This window comes from Gordonia sp. SMJS1, assembly GCF_029866425.1.
Lineage (GTDB): Bacteria > Actinomycetota > Actinomycetes > Mycobacteriales > Mycobacteriaceae > Gordonia > Gordonia hongkongensis.
In genome coordinates this window covers 734,301-756,942 of record NZ_CP123381.1, presented here as the reverse complement: position 1 = coordinate 756,942, position 22,642 = coordinate 734,301, and the positions used below count along the sequence as shown (strand labels likewise).

At 67.6% G+C, this 22,642-nt stretch carries 20 protein-coding genes and 2 pseudogenes; 7 read left to right on the top strand and 15 right to left on the bottom strand.

The genetic code is table 11. The features are described 5' to 3' along the window. Positions 1-5: 5 nt before the first annotated feature. Positions 6-518 (bottom strand): DUF2505 domain-containing protein, encoded by a 513-nt coding sequence (locus QAD21_RS03515; RefSeq protein WP_058251265.1) that lies wholly within the window; start codon positions 516-518, stop codon positions 6-8. Between the two features lie 10 nt (positions 519-528). Next, the gene (locus QAD21_RS03510; protein WP_068970374.1) at positions 529-1,035 is read right to left on the bottom strand and encodes a DUF2505 domain-containing protein; all 507 of its coding nucleotides are present in this window, start codon (positions 1,033-1,035) and stop codon (positions 529-531) included. Between the two features lie 38 nt (positions 1,036-1,073). Here QAD21_RS03510 and QAD21_RS03505 point away from each other — a divergent pair, with 38 nt between their 5' ends. Further along, positions 1,074-2,168, top strand: coding sequence for a UDP-N-acetylmuramate dehydrogenase (locus QAD21_RS03505; protein ID WP_068970375.1), 1,095 nt, complete (start codon positions 1,074-1,076; stop codon positions 2,166-2,168). Positions 2,169-2,181: 13 nt separating this feature from the next. Here QAD21_RS03505 and QAD21_RS03500 read toward each other — a convergent pair whose 3' ends face one another. The 6 genes from QAD21_RS03500 to QAD21_RS03475 all read right to left on the bottom strand — a co-directional run bounded on the left by QAD21_RS03500 (position 2,182) and on the right by QAD21_RS03475 (position 7,757). After that, positions 2,182-3,297, bottom strand: a complete 1,116-nt coding sequence (locus QAD21_RS03500; RefSeq protein ID WP_068970376.1) for an alpha/beta hydrolase — start codon at positions 3,295-3,297, stop codon at positions 2,182-2,184. 58 nt (positions 3,298-3,355) lie between these two features. Continuing rightward, the gene (locus QAD21_RS03495; protein ID WP_068970377.1) at positions 3,356-4,174 is read right to left on the bottom strand and encodes a MerR family transcriptional regulator; all 819 of its coding nucleotides are present in this window, start codon (positions 4,172-4,174) and stop codon (positions 3,356-3,358) included. A 6-nt stretch (positions 4,175-4,180) separates the two neighbouring features. Beyond that, a complete protein-coding gene (locus tag QAD21_RS03490) occupies positions 4,181-4,504 on the bottom strand; it encodes a DUF2516 family protein (RefSeq protein ID WP_068970378.1) in 324 nt (107 codons plus the stop codon). Positions 4,505-4,572: 68 nt separating this feature from the next. Next, a complete protein-coding gene (locus QAD21_RS03485; RefSeq protein ID WP_068970379.1) occupies positions 4,573-5,745 on the bottom strand; it encodes a heparin-binding hemagglutinin in 1,173 nt (390 codons plus the stop codon). Between the two features lie 3 nt (positions 5,746-5,748). Further along, positions 5,749-6,270, bottom strand: coding sequence for a helix-turn-helix transcriptional regulator (locus QAD21_RS03480; RefSeq protein WP_280360533.1), 522 nt, complete (start codon positions 6,268-6,270; stop codon positions 5,749-5,751). A gap of 146 nt (positions 6,271-6,416) precedes the next feature. After that, a complete protein-coding gene (locus QAD21_RS03475; protein WP_078111699.1) occupies positions 6,417-7,757 on the bottom strand; it encodes a DUF445 family protein in 1,341 nt (446 codons plus the stop codon). Between the two features lie 41 nt (positions 7,758-7,798). Here QAD21_RS03475 and QAD21_RS03470 point away from each other — a divergent pair, with 41 nt between their 5' ends. The 3 genes from QAD21_RS03470 to QAD21_RS03460 are packed head-to-tail and all read left to right on the top strand — an operon-like array spanning position 7,799 to position 10,298. Then, entirely contained in the window at positions 7,799-8,626 is an 828-nt protein-coding gene (locus tag QAD21_RS03470; protein WP_176455861.1) for a TetR/AcrR family transcriptional regulator, read from the top strand. Beyond that, positions 8,626-9,450 carry an SDR family NAD(P)-dependent oxidoreductase gene (locus QAD21_RS03465; protein WP_058251275.1) on the top strand — a complete coding sequence of 275 codons (825 nt, stop codon included), beginning with the start codon at positions 8,626-8,628 and terminating at the stop codon, positions 9,448-9,450. Before QAD21_RS03470 ends, QAD21_RS03465 begins: the two co-directional genes overlap by 1 nt. Then, positions 9,447-10,298: a polyphosphate kinase 2 family protein gene (locus tag QAD21_RS03460; RefSeq protein ID WP_165630621.1), complete on the top strand. Its 852-nt coding sequence runs from the start codon at positions 9,447-9,449 to the stop codon at positions 10,296-10,298. The genes QAD21_RS03465 and QAD21_RS03460 overlap by 4 nt, the downstream gene beginning before the upstream one ends. A 125-nt stretch (positions 10,299-10,423) precedes the next feature. On the opposite strand, the gene QAD21_RS03455 is transcribed toward QAD21_RS03460, so the two are convergent. Both QAD21_RS03455 and QAD21_RS03450 read right to left on the bottom strand, forming a co-directional pair. After that, positions 10,424-11,641 carry an IS110 family transposase gene (locus tag QAD21_RS03455; RefSeq protein ID WP_159369979.1) on the bottom strand — a complete coding sequence of 406 codons (1,218 nt, stop codon included), beginning with the start codon at positions 11,639-11,641 and terminating at the stop codon, positions 10,424-10,426. A gap of 365 nt (positions 11,642-12,006) precedes the next feature. Further along, positions 12,007-13,199 (bottom strand): annotated as a pseudogene (locus QAD21_RS03450) (benzoate/H(+) symporter BenE family transporter). Between the two features lie 73 nt (positions 13,200-13,272). Between QAD21_RS03450 and QAD21_RS03445 the strand changes: the two are divergent. After that, positions 13,273-13,797: an XRE family transcriptional regulator gene (locus tag QAD21_RS03445; protein ID WP_058251418.1), complete on the top strand. Its 525-nt coding sequence runs from the start codon at positions 13,273-13,275 to the stop codon at positions 13,795-13,797. A 142-nt stretch (positions 13,798-13,939) separates the two neighbouring features. After that, positions 13,940-14,878, top strand: a complete 939-nt coding sequence (locus QAD21_RS03440) for a hypothetical protein (RefSeq protein ID WP_165630622.1) — start codon at positions 13,940-13,942, stop codon at positions 14,876-14,878. Positions 14,879-15,036: 158 nt separating this feature from the next. Here QAD21_RS03440 and QAD21_RS03435 read toward each other — a convergent pair. The 4 genes and pseudogenes from QAD21_RS03435 to QAD21_RS03420 form a co-directional block, all read right to left on the bottom strand. Beyond that, a pseudogene (locus tag QAD21_RS03435) lies at positions 15,037-15,823 on the bottom strand (heparin-binding hemagglutinin). A 287-nt stretch (positions 15,824-16,110) separates the two neighbouring features. Next, on the bottom strand, positions 16,111-16,977 hold the full coding sequence (locus QAD21_RS03430) for a 3-hydroxybutyryl-CoA dehydrogenase (protein ID WP_068971643.1): 867 nt from the start codon (positions 16,975-16,977) through the stop codon (positions 16,111-16,113). A 162-nt stretch (positions 16,978-17,139) separates the two neighbouring features. Next, the gene (gene aceA, locus QAD21_RS03425; RefSeq protein ID WP_068971642.1) at positions 17,140-18,435 is read right to left on the bottom strand and encodes an isocitrate lyase; all 1,296 of its coding nucleotides are present in this window, start codon (positions 18,433-18,435) and stop codon (positions 17,140-17,142) included. Positions 18,436-18,901: 466 nt separating this feature from the next. Continuing rightward, on the bottom strand, positions 18,902-19,672 hold the full coding sequence (locus tag QAD21_RS03420) for a hypothetical protein (RefSeq protein ID WP_068971645.1): 771 nt from the start codon (positions 19,670-19,672) through the stop codon (positions 18,902-18,904). A 60-nt stretch (positions 19,673-19,732) separates the two neighbouring features. Between QAD21_RS03420 and ramB the strand changes: the two genes are divergently transcribed. Next, complete coding sequence (gene ramB, locus QAD21_RS03415; RefSeq protein WP_065630150.1) at positions 19,733-21,163, top strand: acetate metabolism transcriptional regulator RamB; 1,431 nt, start codon at positions 19,733-19,735, stop codon at positions 21,161-21,163. Here ramB and QAD21_RS03410 read toward each other — a convergent pair. After that, complete coding sequence (locus tag QAD21_RS03410; RefSeq protein ID WP_083229437.1) at positions 21,160-22,575, bottom strand: lipase family protein; 1,416 nt, start codon at positions 22,573-22,575, stop codon at positions 21,160-21,162. The two genes, ramB and QAD21_RS03410, sit on opposite strands and share 4 nt — an antisense overlap. Positions 22,576-22,642 lie beyond the last annotated feature (67 nt).

The window sequence follows — 22,642 nt, the reverse complement described above, 5'->3', positions numbered from 1 at the left end:
TCGGATCACAAGTTCTTGTCGACCCAGTCCTTGGCGTACTCCGCCTCGGCGCGGAACAGGTCGACGAGGTTGATCAGGATCATCTGCTCGAGCTTGCCGTTGACGAACGGGACGAAGACCTTCGCCTCACTGGTCCGGCGGATCGTGCAGCCACCGTTCTCGGTGGGGAAGAGTTCCTGCCAACCGTTGAGGCTGCCCGGTCCCGCCGGGATCGAGGCGTTGTAGGTGCCCTTCGTGTTGTCCGGGTCGAACGGGCCCAGGGTCTCCTCGCGGGTGATGACCATGTCCTTCTTCATCACCGTCTGCGCGAGCGCGGGCAGCTGGTCGCGCCCGATCGTCTGCTTGAGGACCACCCGGATACCCGTCTCGTCGGAGACGAAGGAATCGACCTCGCAATGCGGGGAGATCATCTGGAAGCCCGCCATCATGTCGTCCCAGTACTGCTTGATGCTCTGGGCCTGGTAGAGCTTCTCCGCGGACTGCGTGTACCGAGCGGAGTAGCTGAGCCGTCGTGCCATGCAGACCAGGCTACGTCAGCGGATTCTCGGTCTCCCACTCGACGGTGTGTCCGCGCTCGGCGTCGAGCAGCGCCGACAGCTCGCTGACCACCGACTTCTCGATCTTCCCGCCGAACAGCGGGAGATTCACCGACACCTCGGCGCGGTTGTCGGTGGTCGCCGGGTCACCCGACGTCACGGTGGTGCCGGTGACGTCGACCGGCACCGGCGCCCCGTCGACCGTGGCATGCGTCTCCCCCTCGATCCGGTCGCCGACCAGGCGGTATGTGTTCTTGCGCGGGATTCGGAGGTCGCCCGGCATGACCTTGGTGACCGCGGAGGGCAGCTTGTCGGCGGGAATGCCCTGCTGGATCTCGACGGTGACCGTGTCCTCGCCGATGGTCACCTTCTCGACATGCCCGTGCCCGGAGTTCATACGCTCCACCAGGTCGTGCCAGTACTTCTCGGTGGTGTAGATCGCCCACAGACGCGCGGTGGAGAAGGGATAGGACACCGTGTGCTGCAGCTTGCTCGCCATGATGAGAACGCTACCGCCCGCCGGTTAACGTTGAGGACGTGACCGACACGCAGGCGCCGCTGAGCGCGCCCCTCGCCGAGCTGACCACCCTGCGTCTGGGTGGGCCCGCCCGCGAGATCATCCGCTGCGAAGACACCCGCACCATCGTGGAGACCATCCTCGACCTCGATGCACGGTCCGAGCCGGTCCTCGTCGTCGGCGGCGGTTCCAACCTCGTCATCGGCGACGCCGGGTTCGACGGGACGGCGGTCGTACTCGCCAGCGGCCGCGTCGAGTTCGGTTCTGGCCGTGAGTCGGGACGGCCGCACGTGGTCGCCGACGCCGGCGTGGGCTGGGACCAGCTGGTCGCCGCGACGGTCGACGCCGGTTTCGGCGGGCTCGAGTGCCTCTCCGGGATCCCCGGCGCGGCCGGGGCGACCCCGGTGCAGAACGTCGGGGCATACGGCGTCGAGGTGGCCGACATCCTCCGATCGGTTCAGGTCCTCGATCGACGCTCAGGCAACCTGCGGTGGGTCTCCCCCACCGAGCTCGGTCTGGGCTACCGGACCAGCAATCTCAAGCACCGGCACGACTTCGTGGTCGTCGCGGTCTCGTTCTGGCTCAACGACGATCGCGTGAGCCAGCCGATCCGCTACCGCGAACTCGCGACCTGCGTGGGGGTCGAGCCGGACGATCGGGTCGACGCCGCCACGGTGCGTGCAGCCGTGCTCGACCTGCGCGCGGGCAAGGGCATGGTGCTCGACGCGACGGACTTCGACACCTGGAGCGCCGGTTCGTTCTTCACCAACCCGATCGTGCCGGGCGATGACGCCCCGGCGGTGCTCGACCGGATCGCGGCGCGCGTCGGCGACGATGTCGCGATCCCCGCCTATCGCGCAGGCACCGATGACACCGACGCGGCGATCAAACTGTCGGCCGGGTGGCTGATCGAACGGGCAGGCTTCCACCGTGGGCACCCGGGCCCGGACGCGGCGGTCCGACTCTCGACGAAGCACACTCTGGCGCTGACCAATCGGGGCGCCGCCACCACCGCCCAGCTCCTCGATCTGGCTCGCGAGGTCCGCGACGGCGTCGTCGAGGCGTTCGGGGTGACATTGCGGCCCGAGCCGGTTCTGGTCAACTGCAGTCTGTGACGGGAAGGACCGGTCAGACCGACTGGGCGTCCTTCAGATCCGCTGTCTCCCGGGAACTCTCGGCGACGACGTCGTCGAGCAGGGCGTTGAAGCGCTCGGCGGCCTCGATGCTCGACATGTGTCCGACGCCGTCGTAGACGACCAGCTCTCGCAGCGAACCGTTGCGGCGCAACACCTCGGCGATCTGCTCGGCGTGTACCTGCGGGGTGAGCCGGTCCTCGGTGCCGACGACCACGGTGGTCGGCACCGTCAACGCCTCGAGTCCGGCGGTCACATCGAGCTTCCCCATCGCCGAACCCCACCCGGCCCGAGCGCGCGGCGGGCACGAGCCGATCATCTCGTCGACGAACTCGACGTGCGCCCGGCGGGCGTGCGGCCCGAGGGCGACGTAGTGCGAGAAGCGGACGCCGTAGGACGTCTTCGGGATCGGAACCGGGACCGAGGTGATCATCTTCGCGGCGGCCGGCGCGAACGGTTTGGCGTACACCGGCAGATCGACCGGGATCAGCAGGTGGTTGTCCATGACCGCCTTGGCGGCGGTCGAGACCAGCACCACCGACGACACCAGCGATCCGACCTTCTCGGGGTATTGGGCCGCCCACGACATGATGGTCATGCCGCCCATGCTGTGCCCCACCAGGATTGCGCGGCGACCGGCCGGCACTGCCGCCTCGAGCACCGCGTCGAGGTCCTCACCGAGCATGGCGACGGTCGGTCGGCGGTGGCCGCGCTCACTGCCACCGTGGCCGCGCTGGTCGTACGTGACGACCCGGCGGGAGCCGCCCTCGGAGGCGGCCAGGTGGTTGATCTGCGGGTACCAGTAGGCGGTGTTGCAGGTCCAGCCGTGGACCATCACGATGACGTCGCCGGTGTCGTCGGCGCCGGGGCCGTCGGGGTCACCGTAGACCTCGACATTGAGACGGGCCCCGTCCGCGGTCGGGACCTCGAGACGTTGCGGGGCGTTGTCCGGGCGGGTGAGGAGATCGTCCGGGCCGTCGTCGACGGCGAATTCGGCCTGCAGTGCCTCGCGCGCGAGTCGCGCGAAGACGGTTCCGATTCCCAGCGCGACCACGCCCGCCCCGATCGCGGTGGCAACGCTGCCCGCACTGGCCACAGACTTCGTGTTCATCCGGCACTCCTCACCTGTCGAGGACCTCACTGGTCCTCTGCGAGGCACCGAATCCGGCTCAGCGCCCCGTCTCGGGGTTCAATGTACCAACGTCCGTTGTCTCATAGTCCGTCTGTGCCGGCTCCGACTCCTCGTCGGCGGGCAGGACCGGCGGGGGCACCTCGGCGTCGAAGTAGGTCGCCGCCTCCCCGATCGCCTTGGAGATCTGCTCGTCGAGCGCCTTGCGGAACGTCGTCTCGACGATCTCGTGGGCGATGGGCCGAACCGTCTGGATCAGGTCGGCCATCTCGCTGACGCCGGCCTCGCCCAGGTCGGGGAGGTTCTCGTCGAAGTACTTGTCGGTGATGATCGAGACGAAGCTGGTGGCGACATCTTCGAGGTCTTCCTGGACGCGGACCCACCGGTCGAGCAGGACATCGATGTCGACCCCGCTCTTGACCAGGATCTCGGCCCCCTCGAGCAATTCCGGGTTGCGAATCGCGTAGTGCGCGCCGTCCTTCGCCAGCAGTCCGAGCTTCTGGCTGAGCGCGATCGACCGGTCGCTGGCGTTCAGCGTCTTGCGCAACTCGGTGATGGTGATCGTCGCCGCGCGCTTGAAGTTGCGGAACCGGCCGCCCTTCGGTGTGCCGCGCAGGATCTGCTCCACCCGCATGCCGTGATGCGCCGCGTGCAGCAGCTCACTGATGGTGGCGAAGGTGTAACCGCGCTCGAGCATGCGCGAGATCAGGTTCAGCCGGACGAGGTGCTGGTCGGAATACCAACCGGCGCGTCCGCGAATGGTGGGCGGCGGCAACAGTCCGCGGTCCTGATAGACCCGGATGTTGCGAACGCTGACCCCGGACGCCTCCGCCAGGTCGTTGATCCGATACTCCGCCACGATGCGTCAGGCCCTTTTGCTGAACCAGGATTTGCCCTGGATGTCGTCGACCCGTTTGCGTACGTCGACGAGGTAGACGAGCATCGCGACCACTCCGATGATGTACAGCAACGTCGGCGCCTGGAAAAACCAGATGAATAGGACCGCCGCAGCAAGGATCGACACCCAAATGACCTTGCTCTGGCGGTCAACCGCAGGGAACGCATCCGGACGTTGAATTGCCGCGTGGATGAGAGCGACGACCGCTGCGACACCCGCGACCACAGTAAGCGCCCACAAGATCAAGCTCTGTCCAGCTGCCATAACCATCAAGAAGTCCACGTCGAACACTGTAGTCGCGCGAGTGCCGTTTGCTGCGACACCCTACGACGCGGTGCGGTCACCCGGCACGTCGACGATCATTCGGCGCCGGGAGACGCCTTCTTCGCCGGGGCCTTTTGGGTAGCAGCCTTCTTGGCCGGGGTCTGCTTCGCGGCGGCCTTTTTCGCCGGGGTCTTCTTGACCGCGGTCTGTGTGGTCGCAGCCTTCTTCGCCGGAGCCTTCTTCGCCGGGGTCTTCTTGGCCGGTGCCTTCTTGGCGGCGGTCTTCGCGGCAGCCCGCTCGGCCGGACCCTTGACGGCGGCGGCCTTCTTGGCGGGCGCCTTGGCCGGCGCCGCCTTCTCCGTCGCCGCCTTCTTCGCCGGAGTGCTCTTGGCCGGCGCACTCTTGGCCGGGACCTTGGTCGCCGGAGTCTTTGTCGCCGGGGCCGTCTTCGCCACTTCCTTCGCCGGCGATGCCTTCTTCGCCGCTTCCTTGGCCGGCGCCGTCTTGACTGCGGCTTTCTCGGCGGGTGCCGCCTTCTTCGCCGGCGCCGCCTTCGTCGCGGCCTTCGCCGGCGGAACGATGTCGCCTCCCGACTTCACCGGCGGCTCGATGCGTGGCTTCTCGTCGCGGGGCGCATCGTCGGCCCGGTTCGCCAGCTTCAGCGCACGTTCGCCGACCGCCCGCGTCTGCTCGGAGATCGTCCCCAGCGCGTCTTCGGTGAGACCGACGGCGTCGTTGTACACCTTCTCGAGCTTCGGCAGGTTCTCGCCGACGAGCGGTTGTGACTTGAGCTTCTCCACCGCCTCGTCGCGTCGTTCCGCCAGCGCAGTCAGCAGTCCCGCGGCCACCGCGAGGTACGCCTCGGCCACCTTGCGCAGTTCCTCCGGGGAGAACCGCGCCTTCAGATCCTCGATCTCGGCGGGCAATTCGACCGGCAGCGCCGACAGTTTGGTCCTCGCGTCCTCGAAGATGGCCAGTGCCGTGGCTAGCGCCTCGTCGATCCGGGCCTGGGCGTCGTCCCGCGAACCGGTGATCCGCGCCTCGAGCTTGGACTGTGTCGAACCGACCGTCTCGGCGAGTTTGGACTGGGTGTTCTCGACGGTCTCGGCGATCTTGGATTGCGCGTCGGCGACCTTCGCCTGGGTCGACCCGACGGTCTCGACGAGCTTCGATTGGGCTTGCTCGCTCGCGGCCTCGCCGCGCTCACGCACGTCTGCGAGCAAGGCAGCCACCTGCCCCACGGCTGTGGTCAACGGGTTCTCGCTCATCAACTACTCCTTGCCGGTCGACTCGATCGTGTTCTCTTTCCGGAACGACTCGTAGATCTCCAGCAACATCTGCTTCTGACGTTCGTTGATGGAGTCATCTGCGATGAGAGCATCACGGACCGGGCTCGCGGGCCGTTCTTCGAGTATCCCCGCCCGCACGTACAGGACCTCGGCCGACACGCGGAGACCCTTGGCGATCTGGGCGAGCACTTCCGCCGACGGTTTCCGCAGGCCGCGTTCGATCTGGCTCAGGTAGGGGTTGCTCACGCCCGCCCGCTCGGCGAGCTGGCGCAGCGAGACCTTGCCCGCGACCCGCTGGGACCGGATGAACGCACCGATGTCCTGGGCCGCGTTGGCGACGGCCTCGACCGCCTCCACCGCGATGGGGGTCGTCGAATCAGGGTCGTCGCCGGCCACCTCGACGCCGGAAACGCGGTCAGCAGTGGAGCTTTCACCCGGTGCGGCGGAGTCGGCGGCCGAGGCGTGGTCCGCGCCGGGGGACGCTTCATCCTTCTCGGACTGCATCAACGCTCCGTTCTCATGGTGGGGCCCGACGTTCGGCGATGTGTCCGACTTTCGGCCCGTTCTCCCAGTATCAACACCAGTGCTAGCCCGTGCAAGCACACAGCAAACTCCCGGTTCGACGCCGCGGACGATGCGGCGACGATGCGTCAGGAGAAGATCAGCACCGAGGTGGAGTAGATGACGAGCCCAGCGAGTGCGCCGACGACGGTGCCGTTGATCCGGATGAACTGCAGGTCGCGGCCGACCTGTAGTTCGATCTTGCGGCTCGTGTCATCGGCATCCCAACCACGCACGGTCTCGGTGATGACCGAGATGATCTCCTGTGAGTAGTTCGCGGCGACGTGGTGCGCGACCCGCGCCACCCAACCGTTCATCTTCTCCTGCAGCGGCCGGTCGTCGCGGACACGTTCCGCGAGTTGGATGATGGAGTCCGACAAAGTGTTCCGCAGCGTGCTGTTCGGGTCCGACAGCATCTCCTCGATGACGGCCTTGCCGGTCTGCCACGCCGTCGACGCGGCACCGGTCACCTCGTCGCGCCCGACCAGTTCGAGCTTGAGAGCCTCGAACTTGGCGATCATCTCGGGGTCGTGCTGCAGATCATCGGCGAACTTCTCCACGAATTCGTGCATGGCACGCCGTAATTCGTGATCGGGATCCACCCGCACCTTGTAGGTGAAGTCGACGAGCTCGCGATAGATCCGGTCCCCCACCAGACTGTTGACGAACTTCGGCGTCCACTGGGGTCCGTCCCGGTCCACGACCCGATCGATCAGATCCTGGCTGCCGACCGCCCATTCATGAGCCCGGTCACACAGCAGCTGGAATACCGGCTCCAGACGATCCTCGGCGATCAGCTGTTCGAGGATGCGGCCGGTGGGCGGCGCCCACTGGGGTTCGGCCGCCCACTTCAACGCGGCCTGGATGAGTTGTTCGACATCCTCGTCGCGCAGCATCTCCGCGGCGAGCTTGATCGCTCGGGCGGCTTCGCCACTCACCCGCGGCGCGTTGCGCGGGTCGGCCACCCACGTCGACAACCGTCGGGGCAGATCCAGCTGCTCGGCTCGGTACACCACCACATCGGGCGTCATGAAGTTCTCTTCGATGAAGCCGCCGAGTTGTTCGCCGATGTCGTCCTTCTTCTTGCGGATCAGGGCCGTGTGCGGGATCGGGATGCCCAGCGGGTGGCGGAACAGGGCGGTCACCGCGAACCAGTCGGCCAGCGCGCCGACCATCCCGGCTTCGGAGGCCGCGCGGACGTAGCCGACCCAGGCCGCGACGTCGGCGCCGTCGCGATGCTCGAGGTAGCGGGTGAACAGATACACGATCGCGGCGAAGACCAAGAAGCCGGTGGCCACCGCTTTCATCTTGCGAAGGTCCCTGCGTCTGCCCTCGTCGCCGGCGCTGTTCCCGCCGAATCCGGGCGCGGACGCCGTGGCCGGCGGACCGTCGTGCTGAACGGCGACTCCTGGGATGACTGTCGATGCCATGGAACCAGTGTCACCCATCGAGCGACTACGCTGGCTGCGTGATGGCCAACCGCCCGAATCCCGCCGCGGCCGCGCGCGCCGCAGTGGCGGCCGCGGCCAACGTGACGCGCGGGCTGGAACAGGTCCTGACGACGGTCACCGAGTCGGTCGCCGAGACCGGCGCCAAACCCGACGGTCGCAAACAGCGGTGGGAGAAGCACAAGCTCGCCCGACGCACCGAACTCACCGACGGTGTCATCGCCGCGGTCCGTGAACTGGGCGCCGACGTCGGCATGGACGAGATCGCCACCCACATCGGCGTCTCCAAGACCGTCCTGTACCGCTACTTCGCCGACAAGAGCGACCTCGGCGTCGCGACGACGGTGCGGTTCTTCGAGACGACGATCTACCCGCGGCTGACCGAGGCGATCGCCGACGATCTCGACGAGTACACGCTCACCCACACCATCATCGGGGTGTACGTGCACGCCGTCGACGACGAACCGCAGCTGTACCGGTTCGCCCTGGCCAGTTCGCCCACCTCGTCACCGGCGCCCGCCGATTCGGTGCGACTTGTCACCCAGTTGGTGATGGGGAACATCCAGCTGCGGATGGCCGAACGCGGCGCGGACACCACCGGCGCCGAGCTCTGGTCGCACGCGCTCGTGGGCGGTATCCAGCACGTCGTGGACTGGTGGATGACCAAACGCACCCTCAGCGCCGACGAAGTCGTGGATTATCTGACCATGATGGTCTGGAGCGCGGTCGTGGGTGTCTGGCAGGTCAACGGGTCCCGGGAGAAGTTCCTGGCGGCGCCGCCTGCGCTCTTCGATCCCCCACCCGCCGACCCCCTGCCCGCCGATCCCGCCTCCGGGACCCCCGGCGCCTGATGACGCGCGTCGCTCTCGTCACCGGCGGCAGTCGCGGCGTCGGGTACGGCATCGCTCGTGCGCTCATCGACGACGGGTGGACGACGTATGTCACGTCGCGACAGGGAACCGGCCCCGACGGCGCCCGCGCGTTGCCCTGCGATCACACCGACGACGCCGCGGTGGCCGCGGTGTTCGACGAGATCGCCACCGGCGCAGGCGGTCTGGATCTTCTCGTCAACAACGCGTGGGCCGCGCCGAAGGGTTTCGGCGGGTTCTCCGACCCGTTCTGGAAGCGACCGGTCGACGACTGGGACACCCTGATCGGCGTCGGACTGCGAGCGCATTACGTGGCCTCGGTGCACGCGGCCCGGCTCATGACCGACGCCGGCCGCGGTCTCATCGTCAACATCTCGTCGTTCGGCTCGCGCGGTCATCTGCACTCGGTCCTGTACGGGATGAGCAAGACCGCCCTGGACAAGATGGCCGCGGACATGGCGGTGGAGCTGCGGGGCACCGGCGTCAGCTCGATCTCGTTGTGGCTCGGCCTGATCCGCACCGAGCTGTTGCTGTCGCTGGGCGTCGACGAATTCGCCGGTTTCTCGCTCGCCCGCGCGGAGGACCCCGAGTTCGTCGGCCGGGTCATCTCCCGGCTGGCGGGCGATCCCGGGCTGTCCGACCTCAGCGGCCGCACGCTCGTCACCGCCGAACTCGGTTCCGCCTATGGGATCGTGAACAACGATGGCACGCCGCCGGATTCACACCGCACGGCGTTCGGTGGCGGGCCGCTGTTCCCACCCCCGGCCGATCCGGCGCCCGCATCCGACCCCGAGAGGACCCCATGACCGCTGGTTGGACCACTCCCGCCGCCGATGCCCTGCGCGTCGGGGCCATCGGGCCGATCGCGTCGTTCGACCCGGAGACGACGCCGGGCTTCGACGGCGACAAGGCCTCCGGCACGGAGTTGCTCGCGCAGCGCGGCGAGGTTCTCGCCGATCTCCAGGAGTTGTTGTACGCCAACGGGCGGGCCGGTGACCACCGCTCGGTTCTGCTCGTGCTGCAGGGCATGGACACCGCCGGCAAGGGCGGCATCGTGCGCCACGTGGGCGGGATGATGGACCCTCAGGGTCTGTCGATCAAAGGGTTCGGCAAACCCACCAAAGAGGAGTTGCAGCACGACTTCCTGTGGCGTATCCACCGCGCCCTGCCGCCCGCGGGCCGGATCGGGATCTTCGACCGGTCGCACTACGAGGACGTCCTCCCCGTCCGGGTGCACGACCTCGTCCCGCAGTCGGTGTGGGAGAAACGCTACGACCTGATCAACCAGTTCGAGTCCGAACTCGTCGCCGGCGGGACCACCGTCGTCAAGTGTTGCCTCGTGGTGTCGAAGGACGAGCAGAAGAGCCGCCTCGCCGCGCGCCTCGAAAGACCGGACAAGTACTGGAAGTACAACCCGGGCGATGTCGACGAACGCGGCCACTGGGATGACTACCTCGAGGCGTATCAGGCCATCTTCGACCTGACCGATCGTGACTCCGCGCCGTGGTTCGTCATCCCGTCGAACCGCAAGTGGTTCGCGCGCCTCGCGGTGTGCGAACTACTCATCGACGCGCTCACTCGCCTCGACCTCGACTGGCCCGCCGCCGATTTCGACGTCGAGGCCGAGAAGAGACGACTCGCCGCCGCGGACTGAATTTCCGCTCCCCAATCCGAAAGAGCCACACACTTATTGGTCCCTGATCCGAAAGAGCCACACACTTATTGGTCCCTGAGGTGCGAGCGAAGCGAGCCACGAAGACATCCCAGGGGTGCAAGGTGTCAAGCGGCGAGGTTGGCGCGGTGGTTCCAGGCGGTGTGTTCGTTGTAGAGGGTGCGGTGTTTGAGGCAGCCGTGGAGGATGCCGATGAGCCGGTTGGCGAGCGCACGCAAGGCTTGGGGGTGGGACTTCTTCTGATCTCGCAGGCTGTCGTAGTAGACGCGGGCGCCGGGACTGCCGGTCAGCGCGCTTTGCGCCATCGCCATGGCCGCGGCGTTGAGGCGGGTGTTGCGGATATGGCGGGCCAGCACGACGTGCCCTTTGCCTGAGGCGATGGTCCGTGGTGAGGTGCCGGCATAGTTTCTGCGAGACTTGGCGGTGGCATAGCGTTCGGGGTCGTCCCCGAACTCGCCAAGCATCCGGGCGCCGGTGATGTCACCGACTCCGGGCATGGACAGGTAGATCTCGGCGTCCGGATGCGCTCTAAAAGACTGGGCCATACTGGTTTCCAGTTGATCAATTTGGGTGTTGAGCGTCGTCAGCATGTTCACCGTCACGGTCACGGTCGCCGCATACGCTGCGGTAAGTGCCTCCGGTGCGCTCAGATGACCGCCCCCACGCAGGGCCTGCTGGATCTCGCGGGCACGGGTATCGGTATTGCGTTGGCGGCCACCCTTTTTCAGAGCTGATCGGATCGCCGCGACCGTCAGTGCCGCTCCCTGTCGTGGGGTGGGAGCGCGACGCAACACCGCCAGGCAGTCTTTGTGGGCGAGGTCGCCGCCGAAGGCATCGACCGCGGCCGGATAGTAGGCGCCCAGTTGAGCGCGCAACACGTTCTGTTGTGCTGAGCGCGCCCACACCAGATTCTGATGCGTACGGGCCATCACCGTGATCGCCTTGACCTCGACGGTGTCGGCGGCGACCAATCGATGATTGTGCCGGTCGGTCCGCACCAGATCAGCCAGCGTTTTCGCGTCAGCCTTATCGGATTTGGTGCCCCCGACATGGTGGCGGTCGCGGTACCGCGACACCGACAACGGGTTGATCGCATACACCTGATAGCCCGCGGCGACCAGGGCGGCGACCCACATGCCGTGATCGGTTTCGATCCCCACCACCACCTCAGAGGGGTCGTGGGCGAACCGGGCGAGCAGGTCATGCATCGCCGTCACGCCGGCCGCGTTCTCGGGTAGTCGGCGGGTGGCCAGGGTGGTGCCGTGTTCATCCATCACGCACACGTCGTGATGATCCGACGCCCAGTCGTTGCCCACACAGATCATGTCGGTCGTTCACCTCGTCTTCGGTCGTCTCGATCGATCGTCGGTGTGAACCTTGGGGTGATCACCCTTGACGCGGCCTAATGGATCAGTGCTCACCCCACATGGTTCAGGGGGCACGACATCCCAGAAGCGTTCTAGCGGGTGATCCTTACCCGGCCGGGCCACGGTCTTCGTGTAGAAATCCGACACCGTTTCAGGGTCTCGGAGTGGTCACCGGCCGGGAAGGCTCACACAAACCAGCATCCCCTGCAGGACGCCGATCCACCCCCATTAGGGTCTTCGCAACTCGCCTCGCCAGGCCCTTCGTGGCTCGTCGCTTGCGCTCCTCGCACCTCAGGGACCAGGGGTTATGCGGTTCTTTCGGATCAGGGAGCAGGAACCGGGCGCCGACTGAGCACCCCGTGCGCCGCCAGCCCGACGACAAGCGCCCAGAACGCGCCACCGATCCCCCGAAGGTGACGCCCGCGGCCGCGGTCACGAACGCCAGTGCCGCGGGAATGCGGAACTCCGGCTTCTCGAACGCCCCCATGATCGCGGCCACGAACGTGGCCAGGAGCGCAAGTCCCGCAACGGCTTCGAGCAGTCCGTCCGGCGCGATCGCCGTGACGACGACCAGCGCACCCGACAGCACCGCTAGTACGAGGCTCGTCGACCCCGTCGCCACACCGGCGATCCATCGCCGTGATCGGTCGGCGCCCGCCTCCGGACCCGCGGCCAGTGCCGCGGACAGAGCCGCGAGGTTGATGGCGTGTCCGCCGAACGGCGCTCCGAGTACGGTTCCCGTGCCGGTCACGAACATCGCCGGACGCCAGGGCGTCTCATAGCCGAAGGACTTGAGCACGGCCACCCCGGGAACGTTCTGCGAGGCCATGGTGACGATGTAGAGCGGGACCGCCAGTCCGACGATCGCCGTCGCGTCGAAAGTCGGTGTCGTCCAGACCAACTGCGGCCACCACGTCTCACCCTCCCAGCCGTCGTATCCGTCGACGGCGAGGTTCACCCCGATCACGACCAGCGCGGTGACCAAGGCCAGTGGCAGCGCCCACCGGGGCAGCCACCGCATTGCGAGGAGCCACACGACGAGGATCGGAAGTGTCGACCACGGTTGTGCGGCCAGCGACGTCATCGGCGCGAGGCAGAGGGTGAGCAGCACGCCGGCCAGCATGGCCTGGGCGATCGGCGTCGGAATCCGGCCGATGAGTTCGCCGAGTGCGGGGACCAGTCCGGTCGCGAGGATCAGCAACCCCACCACCAGGAACGCCCCGACCGCCGCCGCCCACCCGGCGTCGTAGGACGCACCCGCCGACACGAGGAGTGCCGCGCCCGGGGTCGACCACGCCAGTGTCACCGGTCGGCGGGTGCGCAGCGACAGCGCAATCGATCCGAGTCCGAACAGAATCGTCAGCACGAGCAGACCCGACGCGGCTTGTGCCGGACTGGCGCCCACGGCCCGCAAGCCGGTGACCACCACGACGAACGACGAGGTGAAACCGACCAGGGAAGTGACGACTCCGGCGATGATCGGCTCACTGCGAGCCCGCGGCGCGGGACTGGTCATGTCGCGAGCATAGCGGTATCGTTCCGTAAACAGAACAGTGGTTGTCGGCAGCGACGCGAACGAGACGAGGACGATGACACCCGGCGAGGATCGACGACGCGCGGTCGGGGCCCGGATCTCCGCCATCCGAAAGCAGCGGGGCCTGAGCTTGTCAGGCCTCGCCCGGGAAGCGCGGATCGGCAAGGGTTCGTTGTCCGAACTCGAAGGTGGACAACGAAATCCGACCCTCGACACGCTGTACGCCATTGCCGGTCCGCTCGGCGTGCCGCTGTCCGCCCTCCTGGGCGAGGAATCCGGAGTCGAGGGCGCCGGCCCCCACCTCGCCGCCCGGGTGCTGCACGTCGAGCATCACGACGACGGCTCGGTCACCGAGGTCTTCTGGTTGCGCGTCAGCCCGGGCGGGACCAGGGAGTCGCCCGCGCACGGGCCCGGCGTCGTCGAGCACGTACATGTCGTCAGCGGCCATCTCCGGGCCGGTCGCGCCGGCGAGGAACGCGCGGCGGGGCCGGGCGAATCCCTGCACTGGCTGTCCGATGTTGCGCACACCTACCGCAGCGACGACGGCGCGCTCGCGGTCCTCACCATCCGGACGCCCTGACCGGCGCCGTCGCGGAGTCTCGCTCCAGCGGTGCTGTTTCCGTCCCGCTGATCGGATCTCATCAGCGGGACGGAAGCGGGACCGCGGGAAGGTTGGGGAAAACCCGATGGAGCCGAGACGCCCTCCGCTGCGTCGAATAGAGATGACCAGCTACCCACTGGACCGCTACGGTCTGATCCGTCGCGGCGCCGCACTCGATGCGGCCTTCTCCGACAACCTGCTTGCTGCAGCGGTATCCGCCGGGGACCTGATCCGGCTCATCCCCGGCGTCTACGTGCCGGCATCCGACGACTTCGCCGGGCACGAAGGCGACCAGGAGTTGCACCGCCTCAAGTCTGTCGCGATCGCCACGTCACAGCCGGCGAGCGCACCACAGTTGCCACTGAGTCACGTCTCGGCCGCCGCGGTGCTCGGCATTCCGCTGCTGAAGCCCGCCACCGAACGCGTTCACGTCACCAACGGCAAGAAGGCCGGCGGATTCATCGCGACGCATCGTCACGTTCACGCCGCCGCCCTGACGGCAGACGAGCTCGCCGTCGTCGACGGAATACCCGTCACCAGAATCGAGCGAACCGCTGTCGATGTAGCGGCCGGGGGCGACTTCGCACAGGCCCTCACCGCCTTCGACCAGGCACTTCGAGCAGGCGCCGATCGTGAGCTCATGGGCCGGATGCTCGCCTCTCGTCGTCGGCGCGGAGGTCGAGTGGCTCGGCGTGCGCTGGCACTGGCCGATGGGGCGGCCGAAAGCGTCGGCGAATCGTGGAGTCGGGCGCAGATGATCGAGGCCGGCCTGCCTGCTCCACGACTGCAACGCGAGTACTGTGCGCGGAGCGGCGTCTACCGTGTCGACTTCGACTGGGGGGCGAAGCTCGTCGGGGAGTTCGACGGCATGGTCAAATACGGCCGCCTTCGGCCATCAGGGATGACGGTGGCCGACGTCGTGCTGCAGGAGAAGCTGCGCGAGGACGAGATCCGCGCGCTGGGCCCCGTCGTCGTGCGCTGGACCTGGTCGATGCTCGAGGACGGGTCCTTCATCGGCCTGCTCCGGCCATGGCTGGAGAAGTTCGAGTCGATGAGCTGAGTCCCGCGGCCCCGCTTCCCTCCCGCTGATCGGATCTCATCAGCGGGACGGAAACACCACCGCGGGACAGGGACCTCGTCCCGAGACAAAGGCGCCCCCCACACACGACAACGCCCCCGCCGGAAGCGGGGGCGTTGCCGTATGCGACTGTGTGCGACTTACTTCGCGGTGGTCGGCTTCTTGACCGGGGCCTTCTTGGCCGGCGCCTTCTTGGCGGCGGTCTTCTTCACGGCCGGCACCGGGGTGTCCTTGGCCTCGGCGACCTTCTTGGCCGGCGAAGCCTTGGCGGCACGACCCTTGGCCTCGACAGTGCCTGCGGCGCCGTCGATCTCCTTGGCCGCGTCGTCGGCCTGCTCCTTGACGCTGCTGCCGGCCTCTTCGATCGCGACGGCGACGTCCTCGACCTGCTCGCTCGCACGGCCGGCGAGCTTCGCCGCACGATCACCGACGAGGCGGGTCTGGGTCGACACGACGCCGAGGGCGTCCTCGGTCAGGTCGACGGCGTCGTTGTAGACCTTCTCGGCGCGCGACAGGTTCTCCTGGACGAGCGGCTTGGTGCGCAGGCGCTCGAGGGTGGCCTCGCCGCGCTCGGCGAGCGAGGTGTAGAAGCCGTAGGCCTTCTCGACGTAGGGGTCGGCGAGGCGCTTGAGCTCCTCGGCGGTCAGCTTGCCGCGCAGCTCGTCGAGGTCGCTCGGGACCTCCTCGGACAGCGAGCCGATGCGGGTCTTGGCCTCGTCGAAACGCGTCTGGGCGGTCTCGGGCAGATCCGTGATCAGGGTCTTGGTCTCGGCGTAGCGGGCCTCGAGACGCGACTGAGCGGTCTCGGCAGCAGCCTCGGTGCGCTCACGCAGTTCGGTCAGCTTCTCGGTCACCTGGGCGAAGGCGTAGTCGCCGGCGCCGACGGCGGCATAGAGGGGGGGCGTAGTTACGTTCGGTGGTGGTCACAGTGAACTCCTTCGGTCGGGTCACCAATCGCGCTGCAGCACATGCGGTCTCGTTGATCTCGGCGTCTTCGCCGGGCGCATGTCGGAACAATCCGTCGCCTGCCGCCTCGAAACGGTCGGTGTTGCAAGCCAATTCGATTCGGCTCACACCGCGCGAGATAAGGGAACCGCGGCGCCATCGGTATTGGTGTTTCCGATAACCAGTATCCACGCTGTGCTAGCAAATGCAAGCATCGTGCTAACACTCGTGACGCACGTCACCTCGGACGCGCGCCGGACCGTCGTCGATCAGGCGTAACGGTAGAAGCCGTGGTCGGCCTTCTTGCCCAGTCGCCCCGCCTCGACCATGCGCAACAGCAGCGGAGGCGGTGCGTAGAGCGGCTCCTTGAACTCCTCGTACATCCGGTCGGCGATGGCCTTGATCGTGTCGAGTCCGACCAGATCGGCCAGCTTGAGGGGACCCATCGGGTGCGCACACCCGAGGACCATGGCCTTGTCTATGTCGTCGACGGTCGCGACACCGCTCTCCACCATCCGGATGGATGAGAGCAGATACGGGACCAGCAGCGCGTTCACGACGAATCCGGATCGATCGGCCGACCGGACCACCTGCTTGCCCAACACGTCGTGGGCGAAGGCCTCGGCGCGCTCGACGATCTCCGGAGCGGTCGTCAGGGTGGTGACGAGTTCGACCAGCGGGAGAACCGGTACGGGGTTGAAGAAGTGCATGCCGATGACGCGGGCGGTGTTCTGGGTTGCCATGCCCAGCTTCATGATCGGGATGGACGATGTGTTCGACGCCAGGATCGCCCCGGGGTCGGTCACGACCTTGTCCAGTTGGGCGAAGATCTCGGTCTTGACCACCTCGTCCTCGACGACGGCCTCGCACACGAGGTGGCGATCGGCGAAGTCGCCCAGGTCAGTGGTGAAGCGGAGTCGCATCGACGCCTGGTCGCGTTCGCGTTCGGTCAGTTTGCCGCTCGACACACCGCGATCGAGTGATCGGAGAATCCGGGCGCGACCGGCGACGACGAGTTCTCGGCTGTGCTCGTAGACGAGCACGTCGGCGTGGGCCCGCGCGCACACCTCGGCGATCCCCGCGCCCATCTGTCCTGCCCCCACCACGCCGACGCGGGAGATCTTCTGGTTTGTCATGTCGGCTCCTCGGGTGGAATCGTCCTCGGCAAGAACCGATTTCGCAAGAACATGGGTGACCCTCCGGGCACGCGCCGAGCCCGGGATACGCCAACAGGCGGCCCGCAGCGAAAGCCGCGGACCGCCTGCCTGGTTCGCCTAGATCACGACGGTGGCGAGTTCCTAGTGGAACTGGCCTTCCTCGGTCGAGCCCTTGAGAGCAGCGGTCGAGGTGTTGGGGTCGACGGTGGTGGCGATGTTGTCGAAGTAGCCGGCGCCGACCTCACGCTGGTGCTTGACGGCGGTGAAGCCGCGCTCTTCGGCAGCCTTGAACTCGCGGTTCTGCAGGTCGACGAACGCCGACATCTGCTCGCGGGCGTAGCCGTAGGCCAGGTCGAACATGCCGTAGTTCAGCGAGTGGAAGCCGGCCAGCGTGATGAACTGGAAGGTGAAGCCCATGGCGCCCAGCTCGTTCTGGAACTTCGCGATGGTGCTGTCGTCGAGGTGCTTGCTCCAGTTGAACGACGGGCTGCAGTTGTAGGACAGCAGCTGGTCGGGGTACTCGGCCTTGACGGCCTCGGCGAACTTGCGGGCCAGCTCGAGATCCGGGGTACCGGTCTCCATCCAGATCATGTCGGCGTACGGCGCGTAGGACTTCGCACGCTCGATGCACGGCTCGATGCCGTTCTTCACGTGGTAGTAGCCCTCGGCGGTGCGCTCACCGGTGACGAACTGCTTGTCGCGATCGTCGACGTCGGAGGTGATCAGCGTGGCGGCCTCGGCATCGGTGCGGGCGATCACGACGGTGGGGACACCAGCGACGTCGGCGGCGAGACGAGCCGAGTTCAGGGTGCGGATGTGCTGCTGGGTCGGGATGAGCACCTTGCCACCGAGGTGGCCGCACTTCTTCTCCGACGCGAGCTGATCCTCCCAGTGGGTACCGGCGGCACCCGCGGCGATCATGGCCTTCTGCAGTTCGTAGACGTTGAGGGCGCCGCCGAAGCCGGCCTCACCGTCGGCCACTATCGGAACGACCCAGTTGTCGACCGAGTTGTCACCCTCGACGCGGGCGATCTCGTCGGCACGCAGCAGCGCGTTGTTGATGCGACGCACGACGCTCGGGACCGAGTTGGCCGGGTAGAGCGACTGGTCGGGGTAGGTGTGGCCGGACAGGTTCGCGTCACCAGCGACCTGCCAACCCGAGAGGTACACGGCCTTCAGGCCGGCGCGGACCTGCTGCACGGCCTGGTTACCGGTGAGAGCGCCCAGGGCGTTGATGTAGCTGCCGTCACCCTTGGTCACGCCGTCCCACAGGATCTCGGCGCCGCGGCGGGCGAGGGTGTGCTCCTCGACGACCGAGCCCTGGAGCTCGGCGACCTGCTCGGCGGTGTAATCGCGCTTGATGCCCTTCCAGCGCGGGTTGGTGTCCCAGTCCTGCTGGATCTCCGCGGCGGTACGGGGCTTTCCGACGTTGCTCATTGGCTGCTTCGCTTTCGTTGTCCTGCTCGTCCCGACCGGGGACCGGATCGGGGCGACGGCCCGGCGCGCCGCCGGAACCTCTCTGCTGACAGACAGCCGATGCCCTCGCCTGGGGTGTGTGATCGCGATCGGCGTCAGTCTCGGCCGAATTTGCGAACCCGTCGACGTGGTATCGGTGGTGCCTGCAGCAAGGGTGCCACAACACAAACCCGCAGGTCCAACCCTTGAAGCGTGTAAATGTGGGCTATTTTTCGCCACCTGTTTGCAAAGTTTGCGAATATGGTTCTGTGAACGCAGGGCCTACTTCTGCCAAAAAGTACGTCCGTACTGGGATTTTCTACTCACGAGTAGTCGAGCCGATCCTGGGGCCCGGAGGTCCTCGGACCCCCACCCGGACGACCGGATACCCGAAAGTGACGTCCATCACACCTGGCCGGAACGGTCCGCGGACAGCGGACGGCGGCCGTCAGGGTGTGGTGACGCGCTCGACGGCGGTCTCGAAGAGATCCGCGAACACCGACGGTTCGATCGGCTCCACCGGGATGGACGGCGGATCGCTCGCACGGGTGGTCGCGCCCGACACCGTCAGCTGCACCGACACCGGCCCCGACGCCGGCCGGTCGAGTAGGGCGTACCCGGCGAACCCGATCTGCCGCCGGACACCGCCGTCGGGCAGGGTCGTCGTGACGTCGGATCGCGTGAGCAGCATCTGCTCCCCGGGCAGCAACCCGCCGTCGATCTCCGGCTGGGGCAGTTCGGTGTACACCGTGAGCACCCGACTGCCCGCGAGGTTGCCGGTGGTGATCTCCGTCGTGGTCCGAGAGCAGCGGCCGGTCGTGGTGAGCCGGTCGGCGTCGATGTCGCGCGATGTGGTGGTGACCAGTTCGACGAGGGTGCCCGTCGCGCCGTCACGGGCGGCCAGCACCGCCGAGTTGTCGGCGGTCAGCCGGTCGTTGAGCGCGGCGTCGGAGGTGGGCCGGCAGTACTCGGGCGTGACGCGCACCGATCGAGAGGCGTCGATGGCGGCCCGGTTCCCGGCGACGAGATCCGCCACCGACAGCGGGGCGGAGGTGTACGCGGGCGGCAGCTGGGCTTCGGACAGCACGAGATCGGCGGGACCGCGGGGAGCCGTCGCTGCTTCCGGATCGCCCGCGCACCCCGCGAGGCCGAGCGCCACTGCCACGACCGACGCGGCCAGCGCTGCCGGCGGGCGGCGTCGGCCGAGGAGGGGTAGCACGCGGTCACCGTACCCTGGGAACGACGCGCGACGCGGCAGCACCTGTCCGGGAGGTGGACGATGAGCAGGACCTACGTGGGCTCGCGGTTGCGCCAGTTGCGTTCCGAGCGCGGCCTGTCGCAGGTTGCGCTCGCACAGACCCTGTCGATCTCGGCGTCGTACCTGAACCAGATCGAACACGATGCCCGTCCGCTGACCGCGTCGGTGCTGTCCAAGATCACCGAGGCCTTCGGTGTCGACGCCGGGTTCTTCGACAGCCAGGACGATGTCCGGCTGGTCGCCGAGCTGCGTGAGGCGCTGCTCGACGACGACCTGGAGGCCTCCCCCGGCGCACTCGACGCGCAGGGGCTCAGCGCGATGGTCGCGTCGCATCCCGAGATGGCCCAGGCGATGGTGAACCTGCACCGCCGCTACCGGGTCGCCACCGATCAGCTCGCGGCGGCGACCGACGAGCGGGGCGACCGCAGCATGCGCGGCACCATCAGCGCGCCGCACGAGGAGGTGCGGGACTATTTCTACCAGCGCCGCAACTACATTCACGAGCTCGATGTCGTCGCCGAGGAGATGACGACCCGGATGCGGATGCACTCCGCCGACATCCGGCGCGAGATCATGAACCGCATCGAGAGCGTCCACGGCATCAGCATCGTGCGCCGCGTCGACCTCGGGGACTACACCCTGCACCGGTTCGACCGCGAGGCCCGGCGTCTGGAGTTCTCCGCGTCGCTCTCGGCAGGTCAGCGGACGTTCAAACTCGCCAGCGAGCTCTGCTATCTCGAGTACCAGGACCTCCTGGACAAACTGGTCGACGAGGCCAACTTCAGCGGTGAGGACGCCCGGGCGCTGGGACTTCTCGGTCTGGCGAATTACTTCGCCGCCGCAGTCGTCCTTCCCTACAGCCAATTCCACGGCGCCGCAGAGGATTTCCGGTACGACATCGAACGCCTCTCGGCCTTCTACGCCGTCTCCTACGAGACGATCTGCCACCGCCTCTCGACGCTGCAGCGGCCCAACCTGCGGGGCATCCCCTGGTCGTTCGTGCGCGTGGACCGAGCCGGGAACATGTCGAAACGTCAGTCCGCCACCGGTTTCCACTTCTCGTCCAGTGGCGGCACCTGTCCGCTGTGGAACGTCTACGAGACGTTCGCCTATCCCGGCAAGATCATCACCCAGATCGCCGAGATGCCCGACGGCCGGAACTACTTCTGGGTTGCGCGCACCGTCGAACGCCGCGCCACCCGCTACGGACAACCGGGCAAGACCTTCGCGATCGGCATGGGATGCGAACTGCGCCATGCCGCGCGGGTGATCTATTCCGACGGTCTGGAGATCGGACCGCAGGCGCATGTGACCCCGATCGGCGCCGGCTGCCGGGTGTGTGAGCGGACCAACTGCGCCCAGCGCGCATTCCCCGCAGTCGGAGCGTCACTCCGCATCGACGAACACACCAGCAGCGTCTCGCCGTACATGAGCCTCACCGAGAACCGTTAACGACGACACCCGTTCGGTGCGGGCACTCCGCGCAGACGTTCGTCGAGCCAGGTCGCGGTGTCCGGGAACCCGACCGCAGCCGCCGTGACGTGCTCGGCCTCGTACTCCCGATACGTCACCGTCGCACCGAGATCGCACTGCTGGGCGGCGAGCGCCCGTGCCTGGGTTGCGGGAACCCACCACTCGTAGCGCCCGTGGTAGATCAGCAATGGCATCGACGCCTTCAGATCCGACATGGACGTGACCTCGAAGAGCTCCTCGGCGATCGCGGAGTGGAACGGATCGGGGTCGGTCGACAGGAGCTGCGTCGGCAGGTGAGCGATCCCGAGGTTGCCCATGTCATCGGTGCAGATGTTGCGGATCTCCGACGTCGCAAGCCATCTCGCCAGATGGTTCGACATCTGGAGGACCTCGGGCCGTTCCCGGGCGACGCCGAGCATCGCGGCGTGGAAGACCCCGGACGCGAGGTTCGCGTTCATGGCGCCGGCGAGTGTCCGGTAGTCGGCGGGCACCCCGCCGATGGCCGCCCCCACGAACCGCCCGGCGATGTCGGGCGCATACTTCGCGGCCAGCTTGGCCGCGCCGTGGGTGGCGATCGCCCCGCCGGAGTAGCCGACCATGGCGACCGGTCCGCGGGCGAAGTTCGCCGGGTCGAGAGCGCCGGCCGCGCGCAACGAGTCGAGGATCACGTGGCCCGCGACATACGGCTCGGCGTAGGCCATCCGGGGCCCGGTGTGGTCGGGCACGAGCACCGCATAACCCCGGTCCAACGCGAGCTGGGTGAACGGCGGGATGAGATCGGTCTCGTTCGTGTTGTTGGTGAAACCGTGCGCGTAGGTGAAGCCCGTCGTGCACTTGGTGCCCAGCGCGACGATCGGCGAGTTGTTGACCAGGACGGGGCGGTCTCCCCGCCCGGTCCAGGCCTTGGCCGGCACCAGCAGGGTGGCCGTGCCGAACATCGGGGCGCCGTTGGCGTCGGTCGTCCGGAACTTGACCTGCCGCGCCGATCGCAGCGGGACGAAGACCAGGGGCTGCGCCACCCGGGTCACCGACCGCGTGGTCAGGACCTCACCGGGTGTCCGCGCGGCCAGACCGGCCGGCCAGTGGTCGAAGAACCGGTCGCCACTGGGCGACGGCATGATCGCCTCGCGCAGTTCTTGCAGTTCACGGGAAGCGCCGGGAATCCGGGACCGTTCCGGGATGCGCGACAGCTTCGCGACCGGCGGCGCCGGGATCAGGCCGTCGACGTCCGCCGGCAACTGTGGCGGGACCGCGGTGAGATTGGGCGGCTCGGCGTCGGCGGGACCACTCGTCTCGGTCGGGCCCGCGAGGAGCGCCACGGCGGCACACGTCGCCGTCACCGCGACCGCTGCGCGTCGGACCGATCGTCGAAGAACACCCCTGGTCGGCATCGCCAACCTCCCGTCTCACCTCGGCCATCGTCGAGTCGCCCGCCCCCCGGCAGCACCTCTGACGACT

Excerpts from the sequence above, each read along its gene's own strand:
- QAD21_RS03480 (WP_280360533.1), bottom strand. The coding sequence starts at position 6,270 with ATGCAGTCCGAGAAGGATGAAGCGTCCCCCGGCGCGGACCACGCCTCG.
- QAD21_RS03465 (WP_058251275.1), top strand. The coding sequence starts at position 8,626 with ATGACGCGCGTCGCTCTCGTCACCGGCGGCAGTCGCGGCGTCGGGTAC.
- QAD21_RS03500 (WP_068970376.1), bottom strand. The coding sequence starts at position 3,297 with ATGAACACGAAGTCTGTGGCCAGTGCGGGCAGCGTTGCCACCGCGATC.
- QAD21_RS03470 (WP_176455861.1), top strand. The coding sequence starts at position 7,799 with ATGGCCAACCGCCCGAATCCCGCCGCGGCCGCGCGCGCCGCAGTGGCG.
- QAD21_RS03510 (WP_068970374.1), bottom strand. The coding sequence starts at position 1,035 with ATGGCGAGCAAGCTGCAGCACACGGTGTCCTATCCCTTCTCCACCGCG.
- QAD21_RS03430 (WP_068971643.1), bottom strand. The coding sequence starts at position 16,977 with ATGACAAACCAGAAGATCTCCCGCGTCGGCGTGGTGGGGGCAGGACAG.
- QAD21_RS03515 (WP_058251265.1), bottom strand. The coding sequence starts at position 518 with ATGGCACGACGGCTCAGCTACTCCGCTCGGTACACGCAGTCCGCGGAG.
- QAD21_RS03440 (WP_165630622.1), top strand. The coding sequence starts at position 13,940 with ATGACCAGCTACCCACTGGACCGCTACGGTCTGATCCGTCGCGGCGCC.
- aceA (WP_068971642.1), bottom strand. The coding sequence starts at position 18,435 with ATGAGCAACGTCGGAAAGCCCCGTACCGCCGCGGAGATCCAGCAGGAC.
- QAD21_RS03475 (WP_078111699.1), bottom strand. The coding sequence starts at position 7,757 with ATGGCATCGACAGTCATCCCAGGAGTCGCCGTTCAGCACGACGGTCCG.
- QAD21_RS03460 (WP_165630621.1), top strand. The coding sequence starts at position 9,447 with ATGACCGCTGGTTGGACCACTCCCGCCGCCGATGCCCTGCGCGTCGGG.
- QAD21_RS03410 (WP_083229437.1), bottom strand. The coding sequence starts at position 22,575 with ATGCCGACCAGGGGTGTTCTTCGACGATCGGTCCGACGCGCAGCGGTC.
- QAD21_RS03485 (WP_068970379.1), bottom strand. The coding sequence starts at position 5,745 with ATGAGCGAGAACCCGTTGACCACAGCCGTGGGGCAGGTGGCTGCCTTG.
- ramB (WP_065630150.1), top strand. The coding sequence starts at position 19,733 with ATGAGCAGGACCTACGTGGGCTCGCGGTTGCGCCAGTTGCGTTCCGAG.
- QAD21_RS03455 (WP_159369979.1), bottom strand. The coding sequence starts at position 11,641 with ATGATCTGTGTGGGCAACGACTGGGCGTCGGATCATCACGACGTGTGC.
- QAD21_RS03445 (WP_058251418.1), top strand. The coding sequence starts at position 13,273 with ATGACACCCGGCGAGGATCGACGACGCGCGGTCGGGGCCCGGATCTCC.